The 26,518-nt window shown below is 67.6% G+C and carries 24 protein-coding genes, 1 tRNA gene and 1 other RNA gene; 19 read left to right on the plus strand and 7 right to left on the minus strand.

The features are described from left to right. Window positions 1-22 precede the first annotated feature (22 nt). From ACZLIF_RS16695 to gmk, 4 genes are all read right to left on the minus strand, one after another. Window positions 23-409, minus strand: a complete 387-nt coding sequence (locus tag ACZLIF_RS16695) for a RidA family protein (RefSeq protein ID WP_053519454.1) — start codon at window positions 407-409, stop codon at window positions 23-25. Between the two features lie 208 nt (window positions 410-617). Then, window positions 618-2,780 carry a RelA/SpoT family protein gene (locus tag ACZLIF_RS16700; RefSeq protein WP_053519455.1) on the minus strand — a complete coding sequence of 721 codons (2,163 nt, stop codon included), beginning with the start codon at window positions 2,778-2,780 and terminating at the stop codon, window positions 618-620. A 106-nt stretch (window positions 2,781-2,886) separates the two neighbouring features. Further along, window positions 2,887-3,186, minus strand: coding sequence for a DNA-directed RNA polymerase subunit omega (gene rpoZ, locus ACZLIF_RS16705; RefSeq protein ID WP_005410877.1), 300 nt, complete (start codon window positions 3,184-3,186; stop codon window positions 2,887-2,889). Window positions 3,187-3,296: 110 nt separating this feature from the next. After that, window positions 3,297-3,962 (minus strand): guanylate kinase, encoded by a 666-nt coding sequence (gene gmk, locus ACZLIF_RS16710; protein ID WP_053519456.1) that lies wholly within the window; start codon window positions 3,960-3,962, stop codon window positions 3,297-3,299. A 351-nt stretch (window positions 3,963-4,313) separates the two neighbouring features. Between gmk and fdnG the strand changes: the two genes are divergently transcribed. The 9 genes from fdnG (at window position 4,314) to selD (ending at window position 14,788) form a co-directional block, all read left to right on the plus strand. Further along, complete coding sequence (gene fdnG / locus ACZLIF_RS16715) at window positions 4,314-7,382, plus strand: formate dehydrogenase-N subunit alpha (protein ID WP_146256248.1); 3,069 nt, start codon at window positions 4,314-4,316, stop codon at window positions 7,380-7,382. A gap of 10 nt (window positions 7,383-7,392) precedes the next feature. After that, window positions 7,393-8,310, plus strand: a complete 918-nt coding sequence (gene fdxH, locus ACZLIF_RS16720; protein ID WP_065175731.1) for a formate dehydrogenase subunit beta — start codon at window positions 7,393-7,395, stop codon at window positions 8,308-8,310. Then, window positions 8,307-8,954: a formate dehydrogenase subunit gamma gene (locus tag ACZLIF_RS16725; protein WP_053519460.1), complete on the plus strand. Its 648-nt coding sequence runs from the start codon at window positions 8,307-8,309 to the stop codon at window positions 8,952-8,954. The genes fdxH and ACZLIF_RS16725 overlap by 4 nt, the downstream gene beginning before the upstream one ends. Before the next feature lie 110 nt (window positions 8,955-9,064). After that, complete coding sequence (locus tag ACZLIF_RS16730; RefSeq protein ID WP_164972365.1) at window positions 9,065-9,241, plus strand: hypothetical protein; 177 nt, start codon at window positions 9,065-9,067, stop codon at window positions 9,239-9,241. After that, window positions 9,222-10,205: a formate dehydrogenase accessory protein FdhE gene (gene fdhE, locus ACZLIF_RS16735; protein WP_128988518.1), complete on the plus strand. Its 984-nt coding sequence runs from the start codon at window positions 9,222-9,224 to the stop codon at window positions 10,203-10,205. Before ACZLIF_RS16730 ends, fdhE begins: the two co-directional genes overlap by 20 nt. A gap of 4 nt (window positions 10,206-10,209) precedes the next feature. Then, the gene (selA, locus tag ACZLIF_RS16740) at window positions 10,210-11,634 is read left to right on the plus strand and encodes an L-seryl-tRNA(Sec) selenium transferase (RefSeq protein WP_128988520.1); all 1,425 of its coding nucleotides are present in this window, start codon (window positions 10,210-10,212) and stop codon (window positions 11,632-11,634) included. Next, a complete protein-coding gene (gene selB / locus ACZLIF_RS16745; protein WP_128988522.1) occupies window positions 11,631-13,562 on the plus strand; it encodes a selenocysteine-specific translation elongation factor in 1,932 nt (643 codons plus the stop codon). Before selA ends, selB begins: the two co-directional genes overlap by 4 nt. A 24-nt stretch (window positions 13,563-13,586) precedes the next feature. Beyond that, window positions 13,587-13,682, plus strand: a tRNA-Sec gene (locus ACZLIF_RS16750). A gap of 26 nt (window positions 13,683-13,708) precedes the next feature. Then, complete coding sequence (gene selD / locus ACZLIF_RS16755) at window positions 13,709-14,788, plus strand: selenide, water dikinase SelD (RefSeq protein WP_065181687.1); 1,080 nt, start codon at window positions 13,709-13,711, stop codon at window positions 14,786-14,788. A 33-nt stretch (window positions 14,789-14,821) separates the two neighbouring features. Here selD and ACZLIF_RS16760 read toward each other — a convergent pair whose 3' ends face one another. Continuing rightward, on the minus strand, window positions 14,822-15,682 hold the full coding sequence (locus tag ACZLIF_RS16760) for a YicC/YloC family endoribonuclease (RefSeq protein ID WP_053519464.1): 861 nt from the start codon (window positions 15,680-15,682) through the stop codon (window positions 14,822-14,824). 123 nt (window positions 15,683-15,805) lie between these two features. On the opposite strand from ACZLIF_RS16760, the gene rph reads away from it, so the two are divergent. The 7 genes from rph (at window position 15,806) to pepQ (ending at window position 23,089) form a co-directional block, all read left to right on the plus strand. Then, on the plus strand, window positions 15,806-16,531 hold the full coding sequence (gene rph, locus ACZLIF_RS16765) for a ribonuclease PH (protein WP_053519465.1): 726 nt from the start codon (window positions 15,806-15,808) through the stop codon (window positions 16,529-16,531). Then, a complete protein-coding gene (locus ACZLIF_RS16770) occupies window positions 16,528-16,917 on the plus strand; it encodes a VOC family protein (protein ID WP_053519466.1) in 390 nt (129 codons plus the stop codon). The genes rph and ACZLIF_RS16770 overlap by 4 nt, the downstream gene beginning before the upstream one ends. After that, window positions 16,914-17,510 carry an RdgB/HAM1 family non-canonical purine NTP pyrophosphatase gene (gene rdgB / locus ACZLIF_RS16775; RefSeq protein ID WP_053519467.1) on the plus strand — a complete coding sequence of 199 codons (597 nt, stop codon included), beginning with the start codon at window positions 16,914-16,916 and terminating at the stop codon, window positions 17,508-17,510. The genes ACZLIF_RS16770 and rdgB overlap by 4 nt, the downstream gene beginning before the upstream one ends. Before the next feature lie 56 nt (window positions 17,511-17,566). Then, window positions 17,567-18,793 (plus strand): radical SAM family heme chaperone HemW, encoded by a 1,227-nt coding sequence (gene hemW, locus ACZLIF_RS16780; protein ID WP_128988524.1) that lies wholly within the window; start codon window positions 17,567-17,569, stop codon window positions 18,791-18,793. A gap of 248 nt (window positions 18,794-19,041) precedes the next feature. Beyond that, window positions 19,042-21,312, plus strand: a complete 2,271-nt coding sequence (locus tag ACZLIF_RS16785) for a DUF1631 family protein (protein ID WP_128988526.1) — start codon at window positions 19,042-19,044, stop codon at window positions 21,310-21,312. After that, on the plus strand, window positions 21,309-21,683 hold the full coding sequence (locus ACZLIF_RS16790; protein WP_065175725.1) for a PilZ domain-containing protein: 375 nt from the start codon (window positions 21,309-21,311) through the stop codon (window positions 21,681-21,683). Before ACZLIF_RS16785 ends, ACZLIF_RS16790 begins: the two co-directional genes overlap by 4 nt. A gap of 74 nt (window positions 21,684-21,757) precedes the next feature. Beyond that, a complete protein-coding gene (gene pepQ, locus ACZLIF_RS16795; protein ID WP_128988528.1) occupies window positions 21,758-23,089 on the plus strand; it encodes a Xaa-Pro dipeptidase in 1,332 nt (443 codons plus the stop codon). Window positions 23,090-23,671: 582 nt separating this feature from the next. Here the strand turns inward: pepQ and ACZLIF_RS16800 are convergent. Next, on the minus strand, window positions 23,672-24,994 hold the full coding sequence (locus ACZLIF_RS16800) for an aminopeptidase P N-terminal domain-containing protein (RefSeq protein ID WP_111186809.1): 1,323 nt from the start codon (window positions 24,992-24,994) through the stop codon (window positions 23,672-23,674). 5 nt (window positions 24,995-24,999) lie between these two features. After that, complete coding sequence (locus ACZLIF_RS16805; protein WP_053519828.1) at window positions 25,000-25,548, minus strand: UPF0149 family protein; 549 nt, start codon at window positions 25,546-25,548, stop codon at window positions 25,000-25,002. A 153-nt stretch (window positions 25,549-25,701) separates the two neighbouring features. Between ACZLIF_RS16805 and ACZLIF_RS16810 the strand changes: the two genes are divergently transcribed. The 3 genes from ACZLIF_RS16810 to ssrS all read left to right on the plus strand — a co-directional run bounded on the left by ACZLIF_RS16810 (window position 25,702) and on the right by ssrS (window position 26,500). Continuing rightward, window positions 25,702-25,923, plus strand: coding sequence for a TIGR02449 family protein (locus tag ACZLIF_RS16810; RefSeq protein WP_005410898.1), 222 nt, complete (start codon window positions 25,702-25,704; stop codon window positions 25,921-25,923). Next, window positions 25,920-26,216 (plus strand): cell division protein ZapA, encoded by a 297-nt coding sequence (locus ACZLIF_RS16815; RefSeq protein WP_053519829.1) that lies wholly within the window; start codon window positions 25,920-25,922, stop codon window positions 26,214-26,216. The genes ACZLIF_RS16810 and ACZLIF_RS16815 overlap by 4 nt, the downstream gene beginning before the upstream one ends. Before the next feature lie 98 nt (window positions 26,217-26,314). Then, window positions 26,315-26,500, plus strand: a non-coding RNA gene (gene ssrS, locus ACZLIF_RS16820) — 6S RNA. The last annotated feature ends 18 nt before the right edge of the window (window positions 26,501-26,518 follow it).

Here is a 26,518-nt window from a genome sequence, read left to right on the forward strand (position 1 = left end):
CGCCTTGCGTGCCACGGGGGCGTCAGTCGATGACCATCACCGCGTCGACCTCGAAGTTGGCGCCCTTCGGCAGGCCGGAGACTTCGATGGTGGAACGGGCCGGGAACGGAGCCTGGAAGTAGTCCTGCATGACCGCGTTGACCTTGGCGAACTCGCCCAGGTCGGTCAGGTACAGGCCAAGGCGCACGACCTGGTCCAGCGAACCGCCGGCAGCTTCGGCCACGGCCTTGAGGTTGTCGAACGCGCGGCGGGCCTGGGCTTCGACATCACCGGCACCGACGATGTCGCCGGTCGCCGGATCAAGCGGGATCTGGCCGGAGAAGTACACGGTGTTGCCGGCGCGCACGGCCTGCGAGTAAGGGCCGATGGCGGCAGGCGCCTTTTCGGTGTTGATGATCTGGCGGGACATGGTCGCTCCGGTACATTGGGGAAAACAGAGCGGTGATTGTAGCAACCCGGTAGCGCCGGGCCATGCCCGGCGACGTTTGGTTCATGCTTCGTGGCGCGCTCGCCGGGCATGGCCCGGCGCTACCGGTGCACCATCCACCCATGGCCTCCAGGCCGGGCGCATCCTCGTGCGTCGTGTGCGCGGAACATCTTCCACGCATGGCGTGGCTTTACTGGCGGCGCACCGACTGCACGACCGACAGGCGGCGCAGGCGCCGCATGACCTCGGCCAGGTGGTTGCGGTCGCGCACCTGGATGTTGAACGCCAGCACGGCAGCGTTGAAGTCGCGATCCAGATAATCCACGCGCTCGATGTTGGACTGGCTCTGCGCGATCGCGGCGGCAAGCTGGGCCAGCACGCCGGTGCCGTTCTCCACTTCCACCACCAGCGAGGTGTCGTAGTCACCGGAAACGGTGGTATCCCAGCCGATCAGCACCCAGCGCTCGGGCGACTTGCGCAGCTCGGCCAGGTTCGGGCAGTCCATGCGATGCACCACGATGCCCTTGCCGGCGGTGTGGTACCCCATGATGTCGTCGCCGGGAATCGGCTGGCAGCAGCCCGCGAAGGTGACCACGCCGCGCTCGCTGCCATTGATCAGGATCTTCTCCTGCGAGTGGTGGCGCGAATGCGGGCCGCCACGCAGTTCCGCATAGGCCATCAGCGCCTGCGCGGCCTGGGTCGGCATCCAGTTGCCGAGCGCGACTTCGGCCAGCAGCGCCTCCAGGCGCGGGAAACGGTGTTCGGCCAGGAATGCGTCCAGGCGCCCCTTCGGCAGCCGCTCCAGCGAGGAATCCATCGCCTCCAGCGCACGGTCAAGCATGCGGTGGCCCAGCTGCACGGCGTCCTCGTGCTCCAGCTGCTTGAGCTGGTGGCGGATCGCGGTGCGTGCCTTACTGGTGACCACGAACTCCAGCCACTGCGGTTTGGGCGTGGCCGAACGCGCGGTGATGATCTCCACCGACTGCCCGGAGACCAGCTTGGTGCGCAACGGCACCAGCTTCTTGTCCACGCGCGAGGCCACCGCCATGTTGCCGACATCGGTATGCACGGCGTAAGCGAAATCGAGCGCGGTGGAATTGCGCGGCAGGGCCAGGATCTTCCCCTTCGGCGTGAACAGGTAGACCTCGTCCGGGAACAGGTCGACCTTCACGTTGTCGAGGAATTCCAGCGAGGAGCCGGCCGCGCGCTGCGAATCGATCAACTCGACGATCCACGCGTGGGCACGGCTCTGCGCGCTGTTGGGAGAATCGCCACCGAACTTGTAGGTCCAGTGTGCGGCCACGCCTCGCTCGGCAATCAGGTCCATTTCCTCGGTACGGATCTGCACCTCGATCGGCGAGCCGTACGGTCCGAAGAGCACGGTGTGCAGCGACTGGTAGCCGTTGGCCTTGGGAATGGCGATGAAGTCACGGAAGCGACCGTCCAGCGGCTTGAACGTGGCATGCACCGAGCCCAGTGCGTGATAGCAGGTGGGCACGCTGCGCACGACCAGGCGGAACCCGAACACGTCCATCACCTGGTCAAAGCTCTTGTTCTCGTCGCGCATCTTGTTGTAGATGCTCCACGGCGTCTTGATGCGGCTGACCAGGCGGTGTTCGATCCCCTCCTTCGCCAGTCGCTGCGAGAGCTGCACTTCCACCTGCGCCATCGCCTCGCGGCGCACCACCGGCTGGCTGCGGATGTGCTTTTCCAGGATCGCGTGGCGCCACGGATACAACGCCTTGAAGCCCAGGTTCTGCAGCTCGCTCTTGACCAGGCTCATGCCCAGCCGCTGCGCGATCGGCGCGTAGATCTCCAGCGTCTCGCGGGCGATGCGGCTCCTCGCTTCGCGGCTCTGGGCGCCCAGCGTACGCATGTTGTGCAGGCGGTCGGCCAGCTTGATCATGATCACGCGCAGGTCGCGCGACATCGCCAGCAGCATCTTGCGGAAGCTCTCCGCGGCAGCTTCCTGGCGGTCCCGGAACTTCAGCTTGTCCAGCTTGGTCACGCCATCGACGAGTTCGGCAACCGGCTCGCCGAACTCGGCGGCCAGCGCCTCGCGGGTCAGCGGCGTGTCCTCGATGGTGTCGTGCAGGATCGCGGCGATCAGCGCTTCGACATCCAGGCCGAGCTCGGCCAGCACCTGCGCAACCGCCACAGGATGGGTGATATAGGGCTCGCCCGACTTGCGTGTCTGCCCAGCGTGCGCAGCGGCCCCGACTTCCCAGGCACGGCGCAGCAGCGGCAGCTGCTCCGGCGGCAGGTAATGGGCGGCGCGTTCAAGCTGGAGGACGTAGTCGGGTACGGCGGCAGTGGGGGCTGCGGCGACCTTGGCAGTGGGGCCTGGGTTCATGCCCGAAGCCTATTCCAGCGCGACGTTTACGGCAAATCCTGAATGCGAAACAGCCCGCACGGGGCGGGCTGTTCGGCGTGTCCAGCGATGACGTTGATCGATGCGATCAATCGTCGTTCTTGGACATGTCTTCATCGGCGACCACTTCCGCGGCGGCCCACTCCAGCGCTTCGCGCTCGGCGCGCTCACGCTCGGCCTTCTCGACTTCGTCGATCAGCGCGTTGTCGATCTTGCGGGCAGCGATCTCGCGCAGCGCCAGCACGGTCGGCTTGTCCTCGGTCTCGCTGTTGTCCAGCGTGGCCTGCACGCCATTGGCGAGCTGGCGGGCACGCTTGGAGGCCATCATGACCAGCTCGAAACGGTTGTTAACGACTTCCAGGCAATCTTCTACGGTGATGCGGGCCATACGGGCTCCCGGCGACCGGTCGGCCGCTCAGTCGAATGAGGGAAAGGGGACGGAGTGTACCGGCAGGGGCTGGACAAAATCAAGCCAACCCTCACCCGATTCTTTTGGAATCAGTCAGTTGCGCCCGGATCAGGGGTCAACAGGGCCTGGATCAGCCCGGCGTGGCGGACCTTCTGGGCCTCGCGGCGCAGGCGGCTGGCGGTGAAGATCGCGCACAGCTCGTCCACGGCGGTGTCGAACACCTCGTTGACGATGACGTAGTCGAACTCGTTGAAGTGCAGCATCTCGTCGCGGGCGGCGCCCAGGCGCTGGGCGATCACCGCCTCGCTGTCCTGCCCACGCTTGCGCATGCGGTCCTGCAGGGCCTGCTTGGACGGCGGCAGGATGAACACGGTGACCGTGCCCGGCACCAGCTGCCGGACCTGCTGCGCGCCCTGCCAGTCGATCTCCAGCAGCACATCCTGGCCGGCCGCCAGCTGCGGTTCCACCGACTGCCGCGCCGTGCCCTTCCAGTCTCCGTGCACCCATGCATGCTCGAAGAAGTCGCCCGCAGCAATCATCTGCTCGAACTTCTCTGCGGTGACGAAGTGATAGTGCTCACCGTTCACTTCACCCGGTCGCATGGCTCGCGAAGTGAAAGAGATCGACAGGGCGATCTGCGGGTCGCGGGCCAGCGTCGCGTTGACGATGCTGCTCTTGCCGGCGCCTGAAGGGGCGGCAACGATGTACAGCGTGCCGCGCGCGATGGTGGCCGACGGGGTGGACGGGGCGCTCATGCACGGAACCCAACTGGTTGATTTCGCAAAATTTTTCCTCGATGTTCCAGACATGGCGCGGAGGATCGCGCCAGGACGGCGGGGACTGCGCGGAACATCCTGGAACCAGGCCCGGCAGACGGCTCCCCGGGGTGCGGGCACGCAACTTTACCAGAGCGGCCCATCCCCGCGCCCGGCCACACCCGGCCGGCCTTGTGCCACATGGGCATGCGGGGGGCTGTGCTATAACCGGGGCATTGCGGTCGTTCCCGGAAAGACGCTCGCGGCATGCTGGCGGTTCTCCCCTTCGACGGCCGTACCCACCGACAGCCCGGAGGCCTGCACGCCTCCCCGCCATCCAAGGAGAACGGCATGCCCTCGATGAGTCGCCGCCAGTTCCTGAAGGTCACCGGGACAACCCTGGTGGGCTCCAGCCTGGCCCTGATGGGCTTCGCGCCCGGCATCGCGCTCGCGGAGGTGCGGCAGTACAAGCTGACCCGCGCCACCGAGACCCGCAACACCTGTACGTACTGTTCGGTGGCCTGCGGCATCCTGATGTACAGCCTCGGCGATGGCGCCAAGAACGCCGAGCCGAGCATCTTCCACATCGAGGGCGACCCGGACCACCCGGTCAACCGCGGCACGCTGTGCCCGAAGGGCGCCGGCCTGGCCGACATCATCCACAGCAAATCGCGCCTGCTCTACCCGGAATACCGTGCACCGGGTACGAACGAATGGAAGCGCCTGAGCTGGGACGACGCTCTGGACCGCATCGCGCGGCTGATGAAGGAAGACCGCGACGCCAACTTCGTGCAGAAGAACGAGGCGGGGCAGACGGTCAACCGCTGGCTGACCACCGGCATGCTGGCGGCCTCGGCCACCAGCAATGAAACCGCGGTATTGACCCACAAGGTCGTCCGCTCGCTTGGAATGCTCGCATTCGACAACCAGGCACGTGTCTGACACGGCCCGACGGTGGCAGGTCTTGCCCCGACGCTAGGCCGAGGTGCGATGACGAATCACTGGGTCGACATCAAGAATGCCGACCTGATCCTGATCATGGGTGGCAATGCCGCCGAGGCACACCCGTGCGGGTTCAAATGGGTGACCGAGGCCAAGGCACACAACAAGGCCCGCCTGATCGTCATCGATCCACGCTTCAACCGCTCGGCCGCGGTGGCCGATGTCTACGCGCCGATCCGCACCGGCACCGACATCGTGTTCCTGGGTGGCCTGATCAACTACCTGCTGGCCGAGGACCGCATCCAGCACGAGTACGTGCTGAACTACACCGACATGTCGTTCCTGGTGAAAGACGAATTCGCCTTCACCGACGGCCTGTACTCGGGCTATGACCCGCAGAAGCGCAGCTACGACCGCTCCAGCTGGGACTACCTGTATGGCGACGACGGTTACGTGCGCAGCGACCCGACCCTGAAGGACCCACGCTGCGTCTACAACCTGCTCAAGCAGCACTACGCACGCTATACCGTGGAGATGGTCGAACGCATCTGCGGTACGCCCGCCGACAGCATCCGCCAGATCTGGGACATGATCGCGTCCACCGCCGGCAAGGACAAGGCGATGACCATCCTGTACGCGCTGGGCTGGACGCAGCACTCGGTCGGTGCGCAGAACGTGCGCGCCGGCACGATGGTGCAGCTGCTGCTGGGCAACATCGGCGTGGCCGGTGGCGGCATGAACGCCCTGCGTGGGCATTCCAACATCCAGGGCCTGACCGACATCGGCCTGATGTCCGACCTGCTGCCGGGCTACCTGACACTGCCCAGGCAGGACGAGCAGGACTACAACGCCTACATCGCCAAGCGCACGCAGAAGCCGCTGCGCGCCAACCAGATGTCGTTCTGGCAGAACTACCCGAAGTTCCATGTCAGTCTGATGAAGTCGTGGTGGGGCGATGCCGCCACCGCCGACAACAACTGGTGCTTCGATCACCTGCCCAAGCTCGACAAGCCCTACGACATGCTGCAGGCCTACGAGCTGATGAACGAAGGCAGGATCCATGGCTACATCTGCCAGGGCTTCAACCCGCTGGCCTCGGCACCGAACAAGGGCAAGCTGATCAGCGCGTTCTCCAAGCTGAAGTTCATGGTCAGCATGGACCCGCTGGAAACCGAAACCATCGCCTTCTGGCAGAACCATGGCGCACTGAACGACGTCGACCCGAGCACCATCCAGACCGAAGTGTTCCGCCTGCCGACCACCTCGTTCGCCGAGGAGAACGGCGCGGTGGTGAACTCCTCGCGCTGGCTGCAATGGCACTGGAAGGGCGCCAACGCACCGGGCGAAGCGCGCAGCGACATCGAGATCATGTCCGAGCTGTTCCACCGCATCAAGGCGCTGTACGAGAAGGACGGCGGCGCGTGGTGGGAGCCGGTGCGCGACCTCGCCTGGAATTACGCCGACCCGAAACTGCCGACGCCGGAAGAACTGGCGATGGAGTACAACGGCAAGGCCCTGGTGGACGTGTTCGATCCGAAGGACCCGACCCGGCTGGTGCGCAAGGCCGGCGAACAGCTGGCCGCGTTCGGCGACCTGCGCGACGACGGCAGCACGTCTTCCGGCTGCTGGATCTACATCGGTGCGTGGGGGCCGACCGGCAACATGATGGCACGGCGCGACAACAGCGATCCCACCGGTATCGGCAACACGCTGGGCTGGGCCTGGGCGTGGCCCGCCAACCGCCGCGTGATGTACAACCGCGCCTCGTGCGACGTCGCCGGGCAGCCGTTCGATCCACGACGCACCCTGCTCGCCTGGAACGGCAGGAACTGGGGCAACATCGACGTGCCCGACTTCAAGGCCGATGAAGACCCGGCCGGCGGGATGGGCCCGTTCATCATGAACCCCGAGGGCATCGCCCGCTTCTTCGCCAAGGCCGGCATGGCCGAAGGCCCGTTCCCGGAACACTACGAGCCCTTCGACACGCCGTTGCGCAGCAACCCGCTGAGCCCGGGCCAGGCGCTGACGCTGAACAATCCGGCCGCGCGCGTGTTCGACAGCGACCGCGCGCAGATCGGCTCGCCGGACGAGTTCCCGCATGTGGCCACCACCTACCGGCTGACCGAGCATTTCCACTTCTGGACCAAGCACGGCAAGCTCAACGCCATCATCCAGCCGGAGCAGTTCGTCGAGATCGGCGCAGCCCTGGCCGACGAGCTGGGCATCGGCAACGGCAGTCGCGTGCGGGTCAGCTCCAAGCGTGGCCACATCGAAGCCGTAGCGATGGTGACCAAGCGGATCAAGGCACTGCAGATCGATGGCAGGACGGTGCACCAGGTGGGCGTGCCGATCCACTGGGGCTTCCTGGGTGCTGCCAAGCCCGGTTACATCGCCAATACGCTGACCAACGCCATCGGTGACGGCAATTCGCAGACGCCTGAATCGAAGTGCATCCTGGTCAAGGTCGAGAAGGTGTAGGAGACACGCCATGTCACTGCAATCGCTGGACATCATCCGCCGCTCGGCCACCACCACGCCCTCGCCGCAGGCGCGCGGCGCCCACACCGGGCAGGTCGCCAAACTGATCGACGTGAGCAAGTGCATCGGCTGCAAGGCCTGCCAGGTCGCCTGCATGGAGTGGAACGACCTGCGCGACGAGGTCGGCAGCTGCGTCGGCAGCTATGACAACCCGCCGGACCTGAGCGACCAGTCGTGGACGGTCATGAAGTTCCGCGAGTACGAGGACGAGAAGGGCAAGCTGGAGTGGCTGATCCGCAAGGAGGGCTGCATGCACTGCAGCGACCCGGGCTGCCTGAAAGCCTGCCCGTCGCCGGGCGCGATCATCCAGTACGCCAACGGCATCGTCGATTTCCAGGAGGAGAACTGCATCGGCTGCGGCTACTGCGTGACCGGCTGCCCGTTCGACGTGCCGCGGATCTCCAAGAAGGACCACAAGGCCTACAAGTGCACGCTGTGCTCGGACCGCGTGGCCGTGGGCCAGGAACCGGCGTGCGTGAAAACCTGCCCGACCGGGGCGATCACGTTCGGCAGCAAGCAGGCGATGACCGAGCACGCCGCCGGCCGCGTCGAGGACCTGAAGTCACGCGGCTACGGGAATGCCGGGTTGTACGACCCGCAGGGCGTCGGTGGCACCCACGTGATGTACGTGCTGCAGCACGTGGACAAGCCCGAGCTGTACGCCGACCTGCCAAAGGACCCGCGCATCAGCCCCATGGTCGAGGTCTGGAAGGGGGTGGCCAAGCCGCTGGGCGTGCTGGCAATCGCCGCGACAGCCTTCGTGGGCTTCCTGCACTACATCGGCATCGGCCGCAACACGGTCAACGATGAGGAGGAAGAGCAGGCCGAGCACGAAGCAAAGAAGATCGAAGAGGAGCAGCGGCCATGAAGTACGCCCCGCACCCCCGCCAGATCGTGCGCTACCGCGCTCCGACCCGCATCAACCACTGGATCGTGGCGATCTGCTTCGTGCTGACCGCGCTGTCCGGCCTGGCCCTGTTCCACCCTGCGCTGTTCCCCTTGACGGCGCTGTTCGGTGGGGGGCCGTGGACACGCATCCTGCATCCCTTCGTCGGCCTGGCCATGGTGGTGGGCTTCGCCCTGCTCGCCTTCCGCATGTGGCGTGACAACCTGCCTACCGCCGACGACCGCGCATGGCTGCGCGGCATGCGCGAAGTGCTGCGCAACGAGGATGAGACACTGCCACCGGTTGGCCGCTTCAACGCCGGCCAGAAACTGCTGTTCTGGGCGATCATCGGCTGCCTTTCGGCGTTGCTGCTGACCGGCTTCGTGATCTGGCGGCAGTATTTCAGCCATCTGTTCCCGATCGGCGTGATCCGTTTTTCGGTGCTGGTGCACGCACTGTTTGGCTGGGTACTGGTGTGCGCCATCGTGGTGCACATCTATGCCGCGATCTGGATCAAGGGTTCGGTGCGCGCGATGACCCAGGGCAAGGTGACCTATGGGTGGGCCTACAAGCACCATCGGCAGTGGTTCAGGGACATCCTGCGCGGGCGGCGCGGAGAGGGGTAACGGCAGGGCCTGCGGCCCTGCACCCGCCGGATCAACGTCAACGTCAACGTCAAAAGCAGGTTGCCGCCGGATGGCGGGGTGGGTCCCGCTGCTGTTGGTGGGTGTCGACCTTGGTCGACACGATGAACACGGCAACAACCAATGGGGTCAGATCCGTTTTCCAGAGGAAAACGGATCTGACCCCGACCTTTCAGATGGCCGGCAACACGCTGGACGCCAGCGTCGACAACGGCGAGGATGGAGGCTGGTTCTTCCGGCTGGCCCCGCATGGCGCAACGCATCCTTGAACCCGGTGAGATCGAGACGCTGGCCTCGCGCGATGTCCCGCGCATCATCCTGCCGGATATCGCCTCGCTGTTCGGCGGACGTGCAGACCGGTTGCGCAGCCTGGCAGGACGCAGTGCCATCGGTGGCTACCTGCAGCTGCTGGCGGCACTGGCCGATGCACAACAGGCGCTGCTGGACGAACTGACGCCGCAGCAACGCGAGGCGCTGCAGGCGCAGGCCCGCGCGCAGCAGTCGAGCGCGGCGGCCAGCGCCGGCATGCCATTGCGGCCCGCCAACACACTTCAGCTCGATGGCCGATGGCGCGACTGGTTGCGCGCGCTGTGCCGGCACTGCGCCGATGAAGCCGGGCTGCCTGCGGAGACCCGACAGGAACTGCAACGGGTTGCCGCGGCCGCTGACGCCTGGCTGGATGCACAGGCGCATGCGGTGCTGGAGCGCGACGACGCACCGTCGCTGGACGCGGTCGCTGCCCTGCTGGTGATGAACGCGCTGCAGGTGTACTGGGCCGTACTCGCGGCCAGCTTCCGCCCCACCGACCTGAAACCGCTTGCCGATGCACCCGGGCTGTGCCCGCTGTGCGGCTCGTTGCCGGTGGCCAGTGTGGTGCAGGCGCGCCCACCCTACGCCTCCTACCGCTATCTGTCGTGCTCGCTGTGCGCCTGCCAGTGGCACTACGTGCGCGTGCAGTGCAGCCAATGCGGCGCGGCCGGCAAGGACATCGCCTATCGCGCGCTGGCCGAGGTCGACGGCGATGCTGGCGAGGTGGTGCGTGAAGGCGCGATCCGCGCCGAGACCTGCGATCACTGCCACAGCTACCGCAAGATTCTGTATCTGGAGAAGGATCCGGCGCTGGAGCCGGTCGCCGACGACCTCGGCACGCTGGCGCTGGATCTGTTGCTGGGCGAGGAAGGCTACATGCGCGCCAGCCAGAATCCGCTGCTCTGGCAGTCCGACGGCGACTGAACCGATGCCTCGCGTGCACGCCCCCACCGCCCCGGCCAGCGCCCTGCCCTCGCTGGACCGCCTGCTGCGCCTGCCAGCGTTGTCGACGCTGATCAGGGACCACGGCCGCAGCCGCATCGCCCATCTGCTGCGCGAGCACGTGCAGGGGTTGCGCGAGCGCAGCGGCTGCGGCCAGCTGTCACCGGAACAGCTGCAGCGGGCCGTCGCGGAACCCGGCGTGGTCGCGGCCCTGCAGTCGGCGCTGGCAGCCGATGCACGCCTGGATCTGCAGCCGGTATTCAACCTCACCGGCACGGTGCTGCATACGAATCTCGGCCGCGCGCTGTTGCCGGACGCCGCGGTACGCGCAGTGACCCGCGCGATGACGGCGCCGGTGGATCTGGAATTCGACATCGCCCTGGGCCGTCGGGGGGACCGCGATGCGCGCGTGCGGGCACTGGTCTGCGAACTGACCGGCGCCGAAGCGGCGACCGTGGTCAACAACAACGCCGCAGCAGTCCTGTTGCTGCTCAACAGCCTGGCCAATCGCCGCGAGGTAATCGTGTCGCGGGGCGAACTGGTGGAAATCGGCGGCGCCTTCCGCATTCCCGATGTAATGCGCAGCGCCGGTGCGCGGCTGCGCGAAGTGGGCACCACCAACCGCACCCATCCGGCCGACTTCGACAGCGCCATCGGCACGCGCACCGCGCTGCTGATGGAAGTGCACGCCAGCAACTACGCCATCACCGGCTTCACCGCCAAGGTCGATACTGCACGGATGGCATCGATCGCGCACGGGCACGGGCTGCCACTGGCGGTGGACCTTGGCAGTGGCAGCCTGTGCGACCTGTCTGCCCACGGTCTGCCGCGCGAACCTACAGTGCAGGAAGCGCTGGCGGCGGGCGCCGACCTGGTCTCGTTCAGCGGCGACAAGCTGCTCGGTGGACCGCAGGCCGGGATCATTGCCGGCCGCGCCGACCTCATCGCACGCATCAACCGCAATCCGCTCAAGCGCGCCCTGCGCATGGACAAGATGGGCCTGGCCGCGCTGGAAGCGGTACTGGCGCTGTACCGCGAACCGGAACTGCTGCCGCAGCGGCTGCCGACCCTGCGCACGCTGTCCCGCGAACAGGCAGACATCCATGCGCAGGCACAGCGCCTGCTGCCTTCCGTGCAGCCGGTGCTGGCCGCGCATTACGCGGTTGAAGCGGTGCCGATGTACAGCCAGGTCGGCAGTGGCGCGCAGCCACAGGCGCAACTGGCCAGCGCCGGCCTGCGCATCCGCGTCGCTGCAGCTGCCGGGTTGGACCGTCTGGCCAAGCGCCTGCGCGGCCTGCCACGGCCGGTGCTCGGGCGCATTGCCGAGGATGCGCTGTGGCTTGACCTGCGCGGGCTTGAGTACGGGGATGAGGCTGCTTTCCTCGCCCAGTGGAGCGCGCTGCAGGCATGATCGTCGGTACCGCCGGGCATATCGACCATGGCAAGACCAGCCTGGTGCGGGTACTGACCGGCATCGAAACCGATCGCCTGCAGGAAGAGCGCGCGCGCGGCATCTCCATAGAACTGGGGTATGCCTATGTGCCGGTGGAGGCCGCACGCGGAGAGGGGCCTCCGGCGATGCTGGGCTTCGTCGATGTGCCAGGTCACGAGCGCTTCGTGCACACGATGGTGGCCGGTGCCACCGGCATCGATGTGGCGCTGCTGGTGATCGCCGCCGATGACGGCGTGATGCCGCAGACCCGTGAGCATCTGTCGATCCTGCAGCTGCTGGGTGTGGACCGCGCTGCAGTGGCATTGACCAAGATCGACCGTGTGGATGCGGCGCGCATTGCCGAGGCCGAAGCGGAGATCGTTGCCCTGCTGGCCGGCACACCGCTGCAGGGGTCTGCAGTATTCGCCTGCAACAGCACCGACAGCGCGGATGCCGGCATCCATGCGCTGCGCGCCCACCTGCATGCGTGGGCCGCCGGCAACGACAGCAGCGGGACGGCCCAGCGCCGCAGCGAGCTGTTCCGCATGCCGGTGGATCGCGCGTTCTCGCTGGCCGGTCACGGCACCCTCGTCACCGGTGCGGTACAGGGCGGCGTGGCCGTGGTCGGCGCGCATCTGCGGTTGATGCCGGCCGCCATCGACGTGCGCATCCGCAGCATCCATGCGCAGAACCAGGCCAGTGGACAGGCTGCCGCGGGACAGCGCTGTGCCCTGAACCTGGCCGCCATCGCCCGCGACGGCATCACCCGCGGCGACTGGATCGCCGATCCGCGCGCGCTGCAGGCCACCACCCGCGTCGACGTACGCCTCCGCCTTGCGGCACAGGTGCGGCCCCTGCGCGACTGGACACCGCTGCACATCCACTGGGGCACGATGCACCGGCAGGCCCATGTGGTGCTGCTGGAGGATGAAGACAGTGGCAACGGCCAGCTGGTGCAGCTGGTGTTCGATGCCCCGGTCTGCGCGATGTGCGGCGACCGCTTCATCGCCCGCGATTCGGCCGCAGCGCATACGCTGGGCGGCGGCACCGTGCTCGATCCCGATCCACCGCAACGACGTCGGCGCAGCCCGGCACGCCGGGCGTGGTTGGCAGCCCTGGAGCAACTGGCCGCAGGCACGGGAATCGGCCCGCTGCTGCAGCAGGCACCGGCCGGCATCGCGCTGGCCGCACTGCAACGCTACTGCCGGCGTGAGGCCGCACAGATCGATCTCCCTGCAGATGCCCGGCGCATCGCCACCCGCGAGGACACGGTGATCATCCTCGCCTCGCACTGGCAGGCGCTGCGCGAACAGGTGATCCGCTCGCTGCATGACTGGCACGAGCGACGGCCGGACGAGCCCGGTGTCGACAGCGGGCGCCTGCAGCGCAGCACCCTGCCCGCGCTCTCGACCAGTCTCTGGAACGCGCTGCTGCAGAACCTGTTCGACGATGGCGCGTTGCAGCGCGTGGGCGCGTGGTGGCGGCTGCCAGGCCACGACCATGCGCCGCCGGAACGCGAGCGCGCGCTTCTCGAACGCGTGCTCCCGCGCCTGGATGCCGGTGGTTTCGATCCGCCCTGGGTGCGCACGCTTGCGGCCGATCTCGGCTTCGCCGAGGAGGAGATGCGTGCGGTCCTGCGTCGCGCCGCCGCGCGCGGCGAGCTGTTCCAGGTGGTGCCGGACCTGTTCTACGCACCGGCCCGCATCGACGCGCTGGCGGCAACGGTCGCCCGGCTGTCACAGGCAACCGGCATGGTGGATGCTGCAGCATTCCGCGATGCCATCGGCCTGGGCCGCAAGCGCAGCATCCAGATCTTGGAGTTCTTCAATCGCGTTGGCTACACTCGACGCGTCGGTGACCAGCATCGGCCGCGCGGCGACCTGCAATGGAACACCGCCCACGGTTGACTGCACCGGTACCGCCGTACCTTCGGAAGGCATGCGCATCCGGGCATGCGGCTGGGCTTCAAACCCAGCAGGGGGCGTCGATCGCTCCCTGGTAGGTTCGACTCCTGCTGCCTTCCGCCATTCGTGTTCCTGCAGGAGATGCCGGCATGGCCTCGCATGTGCAGTCCCCACTCCCCCCGTCGGCCGAGGCTCCGCAGCGATTGACTTCGCTGGCCCACGGCGGCGGTTGTGGCTGCAAGATCGCACCCGGCGTGCTGGCCGAACTGCTGCGGGGCACCCCGGCGTTCCCTGCGCCGGCCGAACTGCTGGTCGGCCGCGAGACCAGTGACGATGCCGCGGTCTACCGGCTTGATGATCGCCAGGCGATCGTCGCCACCACCGACTTTTTCATGCCGATCGTCGATGACCCGTTCGACTTCGGCCGCATCGCCGCCACCAATGCGCTGTCGGACCTGTATGCGATGGGCGCGCGGCCGCTGTTCGCACTGGCCATCGTCGGCATGCCCATCAATACGCTGCCACAGGACACGATCCGCGGCATCCTGCAGGGCGGCGAACGTGCCTGTGCCGACGCCGGCATCGTGGTGGCCGGGGGCCACAGCATCGACTCGGTGGAGCCGATCTATGGTCTGGCCGCGATCGGCGTGCTGGATCCGCAGCGGCTCAAGCGCAATGCCGATGCCCGCGCCGGCGATGTGCTGGTGCTGGGCAAGCCATTGGGCGTGGGCGTGTATTCGTCGGCGCTGAAGAAAGAAGTGCTGAATGCCGAGGGCTACCGGCAGATGGTCGAGTCGACCACCCGCCTGAACAGCGTGGGCCTGCCCCTTGCCGCGCTGGACGGCGTGCATGCCATGACCGACGTCACCGGCTTCGGCCTGCTCGGCCATCTGCTGGAGGTGTGCCGTGCCAGCGGGGTCGCCGCCGAGGTGGACAGCACACAGGTGCCTCTGCTGCCGCAGACCCTGGACCTGCTGCAACGTGGCTGCGTTACCGGCGCATCCAACCGCAACTGGGCCTCGTATGGCGGCCAGGTGCATTTCGCCGAAGGCGTGGCCGCCCACTGGCAGCCACTGCTGACCGACCCGCAGACCAGCGGCGGCCTGCTCGTATCCTGCGCAGCGGACGCCGTGGATGCGGTGAATGCCGTTTTTGCCGGCGCCGGGTTTGCCCAGGCCGCGGTGATCGGCCAGCTGCTGGCGGGGCCCGCCGGCGTCAGCGTGCGCTGAAACGATGAGGGCGCCCGAAGGCGCCCCGCAGCATCACTCGATGTTCTGCACCTGCTCGCGGATCTGGTCGATCAGCACCTTCAGCTCGACTGCGGCATTGGACGTGCGGCTGTCCACCGACTTCGAGCCCAGCGTGTTGGCTTCACGATTGAACTCCTGCAGCAGGAAGTCCAGGCGGCGGCCGACCGGCTCGCGCTGCGTGAGCACGCGGCGGATCTCGACGATGTGGCTCGACAGGCGGTCCAGCTCCTCATCCACATCCAGCTTCTGCAGCCACAGCACCAGCTCCTGCTCGGCGCGGCCGGGATCGACCGGATGCGGCAGATCGGCCAGGCGCGCAGCCAGCTTGGCACGCTGGCCATCACGGATGGCGGGAATCAGCGTGCGGACGTCACCCGCGATGCGCTCGATGCCATCCACGCGCTCGGCAATGGCCGCGGCGAGCTTGCCGCCCTCGCGCTCGCGGGCCTCGACGAATCCGTCCAGCACCTGATCCAGCAAGGCCAGCGCCTCGACCTGCAGGGCCGCCGCATCGGTGGCCTCGCCTCGGGTCACACCCGGCAGCTGCAGCAGATCGGTGAAGCTCACCTGCAGGTTGGGAAAATCCGACGTCAGGCGGTGGGCCAGATGCCCGAGCTGGCCCAGCAGGGCCTCATCGACCTGCAGATTCCCCGCCGCGTCCGGCGCACGCAGTCGCAGCACCAGATCCAGCTTGCCGCGGCTCAGGCGCGCGGCGATGCGCTCGCGCAGCTGCGGCTCCAATGCCCGCAGCTCTTCGGGCAGGCGGGTGCCGACCTCCAGGAAGCGGTGGTTGACCGAGCGCAGCTCGCAGCCCAGCGTGCCCCACGGGGTGACCCGCTCGCCACCCGCGTAGGCGGTCATGCTTCGAATCATGGAATGTGTCCGGTGCGTGCAAAGGGGGAATGGTACCCTAGCGCCCTCACCAGAGCCCCCCTGCCCGCCCCGTGAAGGTCGCGGGCATGGCGGCGTACTCCCCGCCCTTACGGAACCCGCATCATGTCCGATTCCCGCCCCAGTGGCCGCCAGCCCGACCAGCTCCGCCCGGTCGTCATCCAACGCGGCTTCACCCGCCACGCCGAAGGCTCGGTACTGGTGTGCTTCGGTGAAACCCGCGTGCTGTGCACGGCCAGCGTCGAGAACCGGGTTCCGGGCTTCCTGCGCGGCAAGGGCGAAGGCTGGGTGACCGCCGAGTACGGCATGCTGCCGCGCGCCACCCACACCCGCAGCGACCGTGAAGCGGCGCGTGGCAAGCAGGGCGGCCGCACGCTGGAGATCCAGCGCCTGATCGGCCGCAGTCTGCGCGCCTGCGTGGACCGCAACGCGCTGGGCGAGCGCACCATCACCCTGGACTGCGACGTGCTGCAGGCCGACGGCGGCACCCGCACCGCGGCCATCACCGGCGCCTACGTGGCCCTGGTCGACGCCGTGAACGTGCTGATCAAGCGCGGCGAGATCAAGCGCAACCCGATCCTGGGTGCCGTGGCAGCGGTGTCGGTGGGCGTTTACCGCGGCACTCCGGTGCTGGACCTGGACTATGCCGAAGACAGCGACTGCGACACCGACATGAACGTAGTGATGAACGATGGCGGTGGCTTCATCGAGCTGCAGGGCACCGCCGAAGGCCACGCCTTCCGCCGCGATGAACTGGACGCGCTGCTGGGACTGGCCGAAAAGGGCGTGAACGAACTGCTGGCCGCACAGCAGGCGGCGCTGTCGGCATGAACCGGCGCCTTGCCCTGACCACCCTGGTGGTGGCCGACTATGACGAGGCCATCGCCTGGTATACCGGCAAGCTCGGCTTCGCACTGCTGGAGGACATCGACCAGGGCCACAAGCGATGGGTCGTGGTCGGACCGACAGACGGCAGCGCCGCTGCCCTGCTGCTGGCGCGCGCCAGCAACGAGGAACAGCGCAGCCGCATCGGCAACCAGACCGGTGGACGCGTTGCGTTCTTCCTCAACACCGACGACTTCCACCGCGACCATGCGGCGATGCTGGCCGCCGGGGTGGAGTTCCTGGAATCGCCGCGCGAAGAACCCTATGCAACGGTCGCGGTGTTCCGCGATCTGTATGGCAACACCTGGGACCTGCTGGAGCCCCGTCAATGAAGAAACTGGTACTGGCCAGCCACAACGCCGGCAAGCTGGTGGAGATGCAGGAGATCCTTGCCGACCTGCCGCTGCAGATCACCTCGGCCGCCGAACTGGGCCTGGGCGACGTCGACGAGACCGGCCTGACCTTCGTCGAGAACGCGCTGCTGAAGGCGCGCGCAGCCTGCGAAGCGACCGGCCTGCCGGCGTTGGCGGATGATTCGGGGCTGATCGTCGATGCGCTCGGCGGCGCACCCGGCCTGTACAGCGCGCGCTATGCCGGCCACCCGACCAATGCCGCCGCCAACAACGCCAAGCTGCTGGACGCGATGGCCGACATCCCCGATGGCCAGCGCAGCGCCCGCTTCTATGCGGTGATCGTGCTCCTGCGCCACGCCACCGACCCGCAGCCGCTGATCTGCGAGGGCCGCTGGGAAGGGCAGATCATCCGCGAACTGCGTGGCACGAACGGTTTTGGCTACAACCCGGTATTCCTGGACACCACCCACGGCCTGACCGCTGCGGAAATGGAGCCGGCCCTGAAGAACGCCATCAGCCACCGTGCCATTGCCCTGCAGCAGCTCAAGCAGCAGCTGGCGACGCTGTACTGAAGCCATCCGATCGAACCAGGGAAGCCGGCCAACGGCCGGCACTACCGATGAAGCCCATGCCGCACGCCCACGACCACTGCAACCACCTGCCCGGCGAAGCCTGCTCCGCTGACCACGACAGCCCACCGCGACTGGTGCCACCGCCGCTGTCGTTGTACGTGCACCTGCCGTGGTGCGTGCGCAAATGCCCGTACTGCGATTTCAACTCGCACCAAGCCAAGGGCGAGCTGCCGTTCGAGGCCTACATCGATGCTCTGCTGCGCGACCTGGACCAGGACCTGCCGCTGGTCTGGGGCCGGGTGGTGCACAGCGTGTTCTTCGGCGGTGGCACGCCCAGCCTGTTCCCGCCGGAGGCGATCGATCGCTTCCTGCAGCAGGCCAGCGCCCGCCTGCGCTTCGCGCCGAACGCCGAGATCACGCTGGAAACCAATCCCGGCACCGCCGAGCATGGCCGCTTCGACCGCTACCGCGCGGCTGGCGTGAACCGCCTGAGCTTCGGCATCCAGAGCTTCGACGACGAAGCGCTGAAGCGGCTGGGCCGCATCCACGACAGTGGCGAAGCCGAGCGTGCGGTGAAGATGGCCCAGGATGCGGGGTACGACAATTTCAACATTGACCTGATGTACGCACTGCCCGAGCAGACGCTGGCCGGTGCCGAATCGGACCTCGAGCGCGCCTTTGCACTGCAGCCGGCGCACATCTCGCACTACCAGCTGACCCTGGAACCGAACACGGTGTTCTTCGCGCGCCCGCCGCAGGGCATTCCCGATGAAGACAACGCCTGGGACATGCAGGAACACTGCCAGGCGCTGCTGGCGCAGGCCGGCTTCGGCCAGTACGAGGTCAGCGCCTACGCGCGCCCCGGCCGGCAGAGCGCGCACAATCTGAACTACTGGCGCTTCGGCGATTACCTGGGCATCGGCGCCGGTGCACACGGCAAGATCAGTTCCGGCGCCGAAGAGCACGTGCTGCGGCGCTGGAAGCTCAAGCATCCGCAGGCCTACCTGGACAGCGCTGGCACCCCGGCGTCGTTCGGTGGCGATGACGTGATCACGCCCGCGCGGCTTCCGTTCGAGTACATGCTCAACCTGCTGCGCCTGCACGAGGGCTTCAGCCTGCGTGATTTTGAATCGCGCACCGGCCTGCCGCGCAGCGTGCTCGACGCACCGCTGGCCGAGGCCGTGCAGCGCGGCTGGCTGGAGACGGCCGATGGCCAGGTCCGCCCGACCGAACTGGGCCGCCGTTTCACCAATGATGTGGTGAGCCTGTTCCTGGACGAATGAGCGCCCCGTCGCATCCGCCGGGCATGGCCCGGCGCAACCTACACGCCAGCATGCCGCCGCATCCGCCGGGCATGGCCCGGCGCTACCTACACGCCAGCATGCCGTCACATCCGCCGGGCGGCCAGCATGCGGTAGCGCCGGGCCATGCCCGGCGTGCAGCGTGTGCATTCACCCTAAAGTAGCGCCGGCCTCGGCCGACACGGTAGATTCACAGGATCGCTCCGCGGGAATCCGGGTACCGCACGCCGATGTCAGCTGTCTTCTCCCTCTCCGCCACCGACGCTGCCCGCCTGGCCAGCACCGACCTGCCACCGCGGGTACGTGAACTGCTGGGGGCGTTGACCGGCCTGTGCCGGCAGGCACTGACCGCGCCGCTGATCCTGACCGTCGAAGCGCTGGAACAACTCCTGTTGCACGATGCCGACCGCGCGCGCAGTCCGCAGCAGCAGGCTGAACTGATGGCGCAGCGTAGCCAACTGCATGCCTTCGCCGGCCACTTCAGCGAGCGCATGCTCGATGCGGTGGCCGAGGCACTGGCGCGGCTGCGCGAACCGACCGCCTTCACGGCAGCAGCACCACCGCCCGCACTGCCGGGCACGATCGGCCTGTCGCTGGTCGACGAGCACGAGGTCGACCGCGACCTGCTGCTCACCGAAATGGTCCGGCGCGAGACGCAGCGCTCGGCCAACGCCCTGAACCTGCTCGGCCAGCGCCTGGGCGTGCTGGCTGCGGCGCCTGCGTTCGAAGCCGATACCCTTCCGCTGGCACCACAGGCGCTGTGCGCGATGGTGCGCAGGGTCGCCGAACAGGATGGCCTCGGGGCAGAGGTGCAGCTGGCGCTGTATCGCAGTTTCGAGCGCCAGGTGCTGGAACGCCTGGGCGACCTGCTTGATCGGGCCAATGCCCTGCTCGCCCAGCAGGGCGTGCTGCCGGGCCTGGTCTACACCCCGTATCTGGCCCGCTCGTCGAGTACGCGACGGATCATCACCCAGTCCGTCGCCGGCGGCCGTGCCACGCAGCCAGCCAGGCGCGCGGCGGCCCCCATGACCGGCTGGGGCGAGAACCTGCCTGCCGGCTCCTGGTCGACCCTGATGCAGGATGCCTTCCAGTCCGGTTCCGCATCCGCTGCAGCGCCCCCCGGGCTGACCACCGCCACCGGCACCCTGCTGCACGACCTGCTGCAGCGCGCGCGTACCACGCCGGCGGCAGACGTGCCTGCGGTACCGACGGCTGCCGTCGATGCGGTATTGGCAAGGCTGCAAAGCCAGGCCAGCGCCGCTACCGGTGTGGTCGACCTGCAGGCCGCCGTGGTCGCGCAACTGCGCAGCGAGCATGGCCCGCATGCGCAGATCGGCAGCCATGATCGCGACAACCTGGACCTGCTGCGCCTGTTGATGCAGCAGATCCAGCAGCAGCAGCGTCCCGACCCGGTGCCCGCCGCCCTGCTGGCGCGCCTGCAGGTACCGTTGGCACGTGCAGCGATGGCCGATCCGGGCTTCTTCGTACGCGACGAGCATCCTGCGCGCGAGCTGCTCAACCATATCGCCGAAGCCGGTGCCCGCTGGCTGGGGGACGACGACGTCGATCCGCAGTTTCTGCAGCGCATGGCACAGAGCGTGCAGAGCCTGCTCGGCGAGGATGCACGCACGCCGGAAGCCTTCGCTGCTGCCAACGAAGAGGTGCAGCAGCACCAGCGCGCGGCCGCCCATCGCGCCGAACTGGCCGAACGCCGCCACGTCGAAGCCGCGCGCGGCAGGGAGCGCCTGGAACTCGCGCGGCGCCAGGCCAGCGCCCAGATCGAGCAGTGCTGCAGCACGCAGCAGCCGCCGCGCTTCGTCCAGACCCTGCTGCGCCAGGCCTGGTCCGACGCGCTGACCCTGACCCGGCTGCGCCATGGCGAGGACTCGCCCCAGTGGCAGGAGCGGCTGCAGCAGACCGAGCGCATCGCGGCCGTCACCGCAACCGCCGCCAACGGCGTGGATGGCACCGATGGCCCCTTGGCCGCCGATGTGGAGGCCGCGCTGCTGCAGGTGGGCTATCACGCCGAGGAAGCCTCAGCGGTGGCCCGTCGCCTGGCCACACCCGGGGGCGAGGACGACAGCACGTCGCGTACCGAACTCAGCGCGCGGCTGAAGGCCCGCGCCCGGCTGGGCGAGCACACCGACAGCCGCAGTGCGTCCGCCCCTGCCGCGCCACGCAGCAGTGCGGAGGAGGCCGCCTACGAGCAGCTGTGCTCCCTGCCCTTCGGCAGCTGGTTCGACATCGACAACGGCGACGGCACGCTTCGCCGCCAGCGCCTGTCCTGGTACAGCCTGCTGACCGGCCATGTGCTGTTCGTCAATCCGCGCGGGCAGAAGATTGCCGAAACCGACCTCGACAGCCTGGCGCGGCAGATCAGCGCTGGGCGTGCGCATCTGGTCACCGAAGACAAGGGCCGGCTGGTCGACCGCGCCTGGAAGGCCAGTCTGGGCGCCCTGCGTGCCCTTGCCGGCCGCAACCCGCAGGACACCCCCGCATGAGCATGACGCCGCCGCAGGACACCCGCCGCGCCCCCCGACGCCAGGTGTCGGACCTGGTGCCGGTGACCGACCAGATGCGCGACTGCGTGGTCGGTCGCCTTGGCAATGTGTCCGAAACCGGCATGCTGATGCTGGCCAGCACTGCGCTGCGCGACGACGCGCTGTATCAGTTCCGCTTCCCGCTGCCGCTGGGCGATGGCCAGCAGGCAGCCATCGACGTGGGCGTGCACCTGTTGTGGAGCGAGCCGGCGCACGCCCCGGGACAGAGCTGGGTGGGCTTCCGGTTCCTCACCCTGTCACGCGAACACCGCCAGCTGCTGCGGCAGTGGGTAGGCGAAGACAGCGACGAAGGACCGCTTTCGACGGACTGACTGCCGGTTCCGGCACAGCGGTTTCTGCCGGTATGCGGCAGAATCTAGGGCCGTTTCCGTGTCGAGCCACCGCAATGATCCAGCAAGACCCCGGCGCCCTGTATCCCGATCACCTGGCCGTGCTGTGCCGACGCGCCGAGCAGGCGCTGGCGCGCGGCGGCTTTGATCACCTCGTGGTGCCCAGCGGCACCCTGCACTACCAGGTTTTTGATGATCGCGACTATCCCTATGCGGTGAATCCGCAGTTCAAGGCATGGTTGCCGCTGACGCGCGTGCCCAACAGCTGGATCGTGTTTACGCCCGGCAAGCGGCCGGTGGTGATCTTCCATCAGCCGTTCGATTACTGGCACGTAGTGCCGGACGCGCCGAGCGGCTGGTGGGTGGAGCACTTCGACATCCACATCATCCGCACGCCGGATGAAGCGCTGGCGTTGCTGCCGGCCGATCCGTCGCGCTGCGCGATCCTGGGTGAGCCGCAGAGCGCACTGGGCAGCCACGTGCCGAACAATCCTCCGGCGGTGGTGAATTACCTGGAATGGCACCGTGGCAGCAAGACGCCCTACGAGATCGCCCTGATGCGCCAGGCGCAGGTGCTGGGCGTGCGCGGCCATCGCGCCGCCGAAGTCGCGTTCCGCAACGGTGCCGACGAGTTCAGCATCCACATGGCGTACTGCCAGGCGGTGGGCCAGGACGCCAATGAACTGCCCTACGGCAACATCGTGGCGTTGAACGAGCACGCCGCCGTTCTGCACTACACCGAACTGGGCCGCAAGGCACCGCAGCCGCTGCGCAGCTTCCTCATCGATGCCGGCGCCAGCGCGCACGGCTACGCCAGCGACATCACCCGTACCTACGCGGCGCACGGCCACGACGAATTTGCTGCGATGATCGCTGCCGTCGATGCCGCCCAGCAGCAGATGTGCGCGGCGGTGCGCCCGGGCGTTGATTACAGGACGCTGCACGTGGACGCGCACCTGTCGCTGATGGGCGTTCTGAAGGACTTCGGCGTCATCAGGGTATCGCCGCAGACCGCGCTGGAGACCGGCGTCAGCGCCGCATTCTTCCCGCACGGCATCGGCCATCTGATCGGCCTGCAGGTGCATGACGTGGCCGGATTCGCCGCCAGCGACGAAGGCGGCCGGATCGAACGTCCGGCGGGTCATCCCTATCTGCGTCTGACCCGCGTGCTGGAACCGGGGATGGTGGTGACCATCGAGCCGGGCCTGTACTTCATCGACATGCTGTTGAACGAGGTCAAGGACGCCGGCCATGGCGATGCGATCAACTGGGAGCGCGTGGACTTCTTCCGTCCGTATGGCGGCATCCGCATCGAGGACGAAGTGCTGTGCACCGATGGCGAAGCGGACAACCTGACGCGACCGGAGTTTGCGGCAGCCAACGGCTGAGCCCCTCGTGGTTGGCCTCAAAGGTAGAGTCGACTGTTAGTCGACTGGCATCATGCGTGATGCGCGCTGGGCGGGGCGGGTAGGCCATGCAGGGGACGCTGCAAGTACGTCCCTGTAAGCTCGATGGCGCCATCCATGGCGCCAACGCCCCTGCATGGCCTACCCACCCCACCTTTGACAGTTTCCTGCCGCGTCCAACCACGGAAAAGAAAAAAGAAAAGCAGAAGCGGGTCGCTCGCTGCGCTCGCTCCGTGTCGACCAAGGTCGACACCTACCAGCAGCCGCAATTACCGGTAGATCCACGCCATGCGTGGATGATTCATTCGATATCCGACAGATGTGCCGACCAACGGTCGGCCCCCACCAACAGCCGCGTGAACCTGTCGAAGGCGGGGCACTGTGGGTTTGCGGGGTGTGAGCCGCATGGATGCGGCGACCAAGCCTCCAGGGATGGATTCACGGCGTCCCCGCAAACCCACAGTGCCCCGCCATCCCACGGATAGCCCGCTGTTGCTGTTGCTGTTGCTGTTGCTCCAGCTGTTGCGTTTGCGGGTGCAGGGCTGCAAGCCCTGCCGGCAACCCTCAACCCGCCATCACCGCTTCGATCTCGTCCGCACTCCGCGCCAGCCCTTCGGTCAGCACGCGATGGCCATCGTCGGTGATCAGCACATCGTCCTCGGTGCGGATGCCGATGCCACGCCATCGCGGCTCCACCGTCGTATCGTCCACGCCGATGTACAGGCCCGGCTCGATCGTGAATGCCATACCGGGCTCCAGCAGCCGCGAGTCGCCGGCCAGGCGGTAGTCACCCACGTCGTGCACATCCAGCCCGATCCAGTGGCCGGTCTTGTGCCGGTAGAAACGCTGGTACAGGCCTTCGGAGAGATTCTTCTCCAGCGTGCCCTTCAGCAGGCCGAGCCGCAGCAGGCCTTCGGTCAGCGTCTGCACCGCCGCCAGGTGGCCGGCTTCGTAGGGTACGCCGGGCCGGGCCTGGGCCAGCGCCGCCGCCTGGGCCTGGCCGACCAGATCATGCAGCGCGCGCTGCTCGGCGCTGAAGCGCCCGTTCACCGGGAAGGTACGGGTGATGTCGCTGGCGTAGCCACGGTACTCAGCACCCGCATCGATCAGCACCAGCTCGCCGTCGCGCGCACGCCCGTTGTTGTCGCGATAGTGCAGGATGCACCCGTTGCGGCCGGCGCCGACGATGCTGCAGTACGCCGGCACCGCATCGCTGGCGCGGAACACGCGCTCCAGTTCGGCCTGCAGTTCGTACTCATGGATGCCCGCTTTCGCCGCCTTCATCGCTGCCAGGTGCGCACGCACGCTGATCTGCGCGGCGTGCTGCATCAGCGCCACCTCCGCGCCGGACTTGAACAGGCGCTGCTCATGCAGCAGGTGGCCCAGCTCCAGGAACTCGTGCGGCGGCTGCGCACCGTGGCGCACCTGGGAGCGGACACGGTTGACCCAGCCGATCAGCTTCAGGTCGAAGTCCGCGTCACGGCCGAAGTGGTAGTAGACGCGCGAGCGTCCCTCCAGCAGGCCCGGAAGGATGTCGTCCAGATCATCGATCGGATAGGCATCGTCCATGCCGAACTGCGCCACGGCGCCCTCCTGGCCGGCGCGGCTGCCGTCCCAGGCCTCGCGCTCGGCATCGCGTTCGCGGCAGAACAGGATCGCCTCGCCGTGACGACGCCCGGGAATCAGCACCAGCACGGCTTCCGGCTCCGGGAAGCCGCTCAGGTACTGGAAGTCCGAATCCTGCCGGTACGGGTAATGGGTATCCAGGCTGCGCACCTTCTCGGACGCGGCGGGCAGCACCAGGATGGCGTCTTCGCCGGCCATGTCCATCAGCTGCCGGCGACGACGCTTGTACTCGCCGGCCGCGATGCCGGTGCGCTGCTTGATGTCCATCAGTTCAGGCGCTGCCGGTGGCGCGCGGCCAGCACCACATCGCCGTGCAGCAGCAGCACCGCCACGCGGATGAATTCCTCGATCTCCGACAGCGCCTCATCGTCGTCCTCGCCACCCGCCTCGAAATCCTCGCTGGAAGCACGCGCCAGGCTGGCCATGTCGGTCAGCGCCTCTTCGCCCTCTTCGGACAGGGCCGGACGACGGCCGCCACTGCCCAGTCCGAATCCACCCAGGAAGGCGCGGGTCCAGCTGAACATGGCGTCAGCCTGCGCAGCGACGTCCTCGCTGTCGCTCAGCAGCAGCTCGAACGCGAAATCGCGGTCCTCCAGCTGCTTGATGGTGGCCTGCAACAACTGCCCGAGGGCGCTGTCGGCCGCCACCGGCGGCAGGCTGTCGTCGGCCAGCACACGCGCCGGCCAGTCGTTGCCGGGAGCTCCACCGGCGGCCAGCCAGCCGCACAGGCCGCCATGCAGCTCGGCAGCGGTGGCGCCCAGGCCCAGGTCCTGGCTGGCGCGGGAAACGTCGTCGACGGAGGGAAGTTCGGTCATCGTGCGGCTCGTTCGGAGAAGGAAACCCCGAGCGCGCACGCGCGCGCCCGTGAGCCCTGTAGTGTAGCAACCCGATAGCGACCTCCCCGTGGCCATCCGGGCCTCCTGCGACAGCGCTTGACCGTCCTGACCCGGCTTGCCTATCGTGCCTGCATGGAACCCGCCGATCCCCTTGCCCAGCTGCAGGACTTCGCCGCCCGCGTGGAAGCGTTGCTTGAACGCAACCAGCGCCTGGCCGAAGAGAACCGCAGCCTGCGCCACCAGCAGGAACAGCTGGTCGCCGAGCGCTCGACGCTGCTGGCCAAGAACGAACAGGCGCGCTCGCGGGTGGAAGCGATGATCAGCCGGCTCAAATCCCTGGAGCAGCACACATGAGCGCCGAACCGGTCAGCGTCCGCATCCTCGACCGCGAGTACACCGTCGGCGTGGGTGCCGATGAACGCGACAGCCTGATGGCGGCCGCGCGCCTGCTCGACGCACGGATGCGCGAGATCCGCGGCAGCAACCGCATGGCGGCGGTCGACCGCATCGCGGTCCTGGCGGCACTGAACCTGGCCCATGAACTGCAGCTGCTGCGTGACGAGAACGCCCGCCAGGCCGTGGCCCTGCAGCAGACGCTGGCCGACCTGAACCGGCGGCTGGACCGCGCCATCGACGGCAATCCCTGACAGATCGCGCGACACGCGTCTTCTCATTTCTGAATTGGCACGGACTGTTGCCGACGAACGGCCTATCCAGATCAGGACCGGCCGCTATAATGGCCCTGCGTTCTCTGCGGTACTCGACGGCATGTGCAAACATTCGCCTTGTCCCTTAAGAACGACACCGGGAGCGCGACAGCGCCGGGAGTGCAGGTCCGCCTTGTAGCGGGAAGCCCGATGGTTCTCCAGCGTTCCCACTTGAGCCCCCGGGTTCAAGGTCGTTTCGCATGCATCGACATTGCGGAGAATGCAATATTCCAGCAAGGGCG

It is taken from the genome of Stenotrophomonas sp. 2201_Sma (assembly GCF_056486685.1).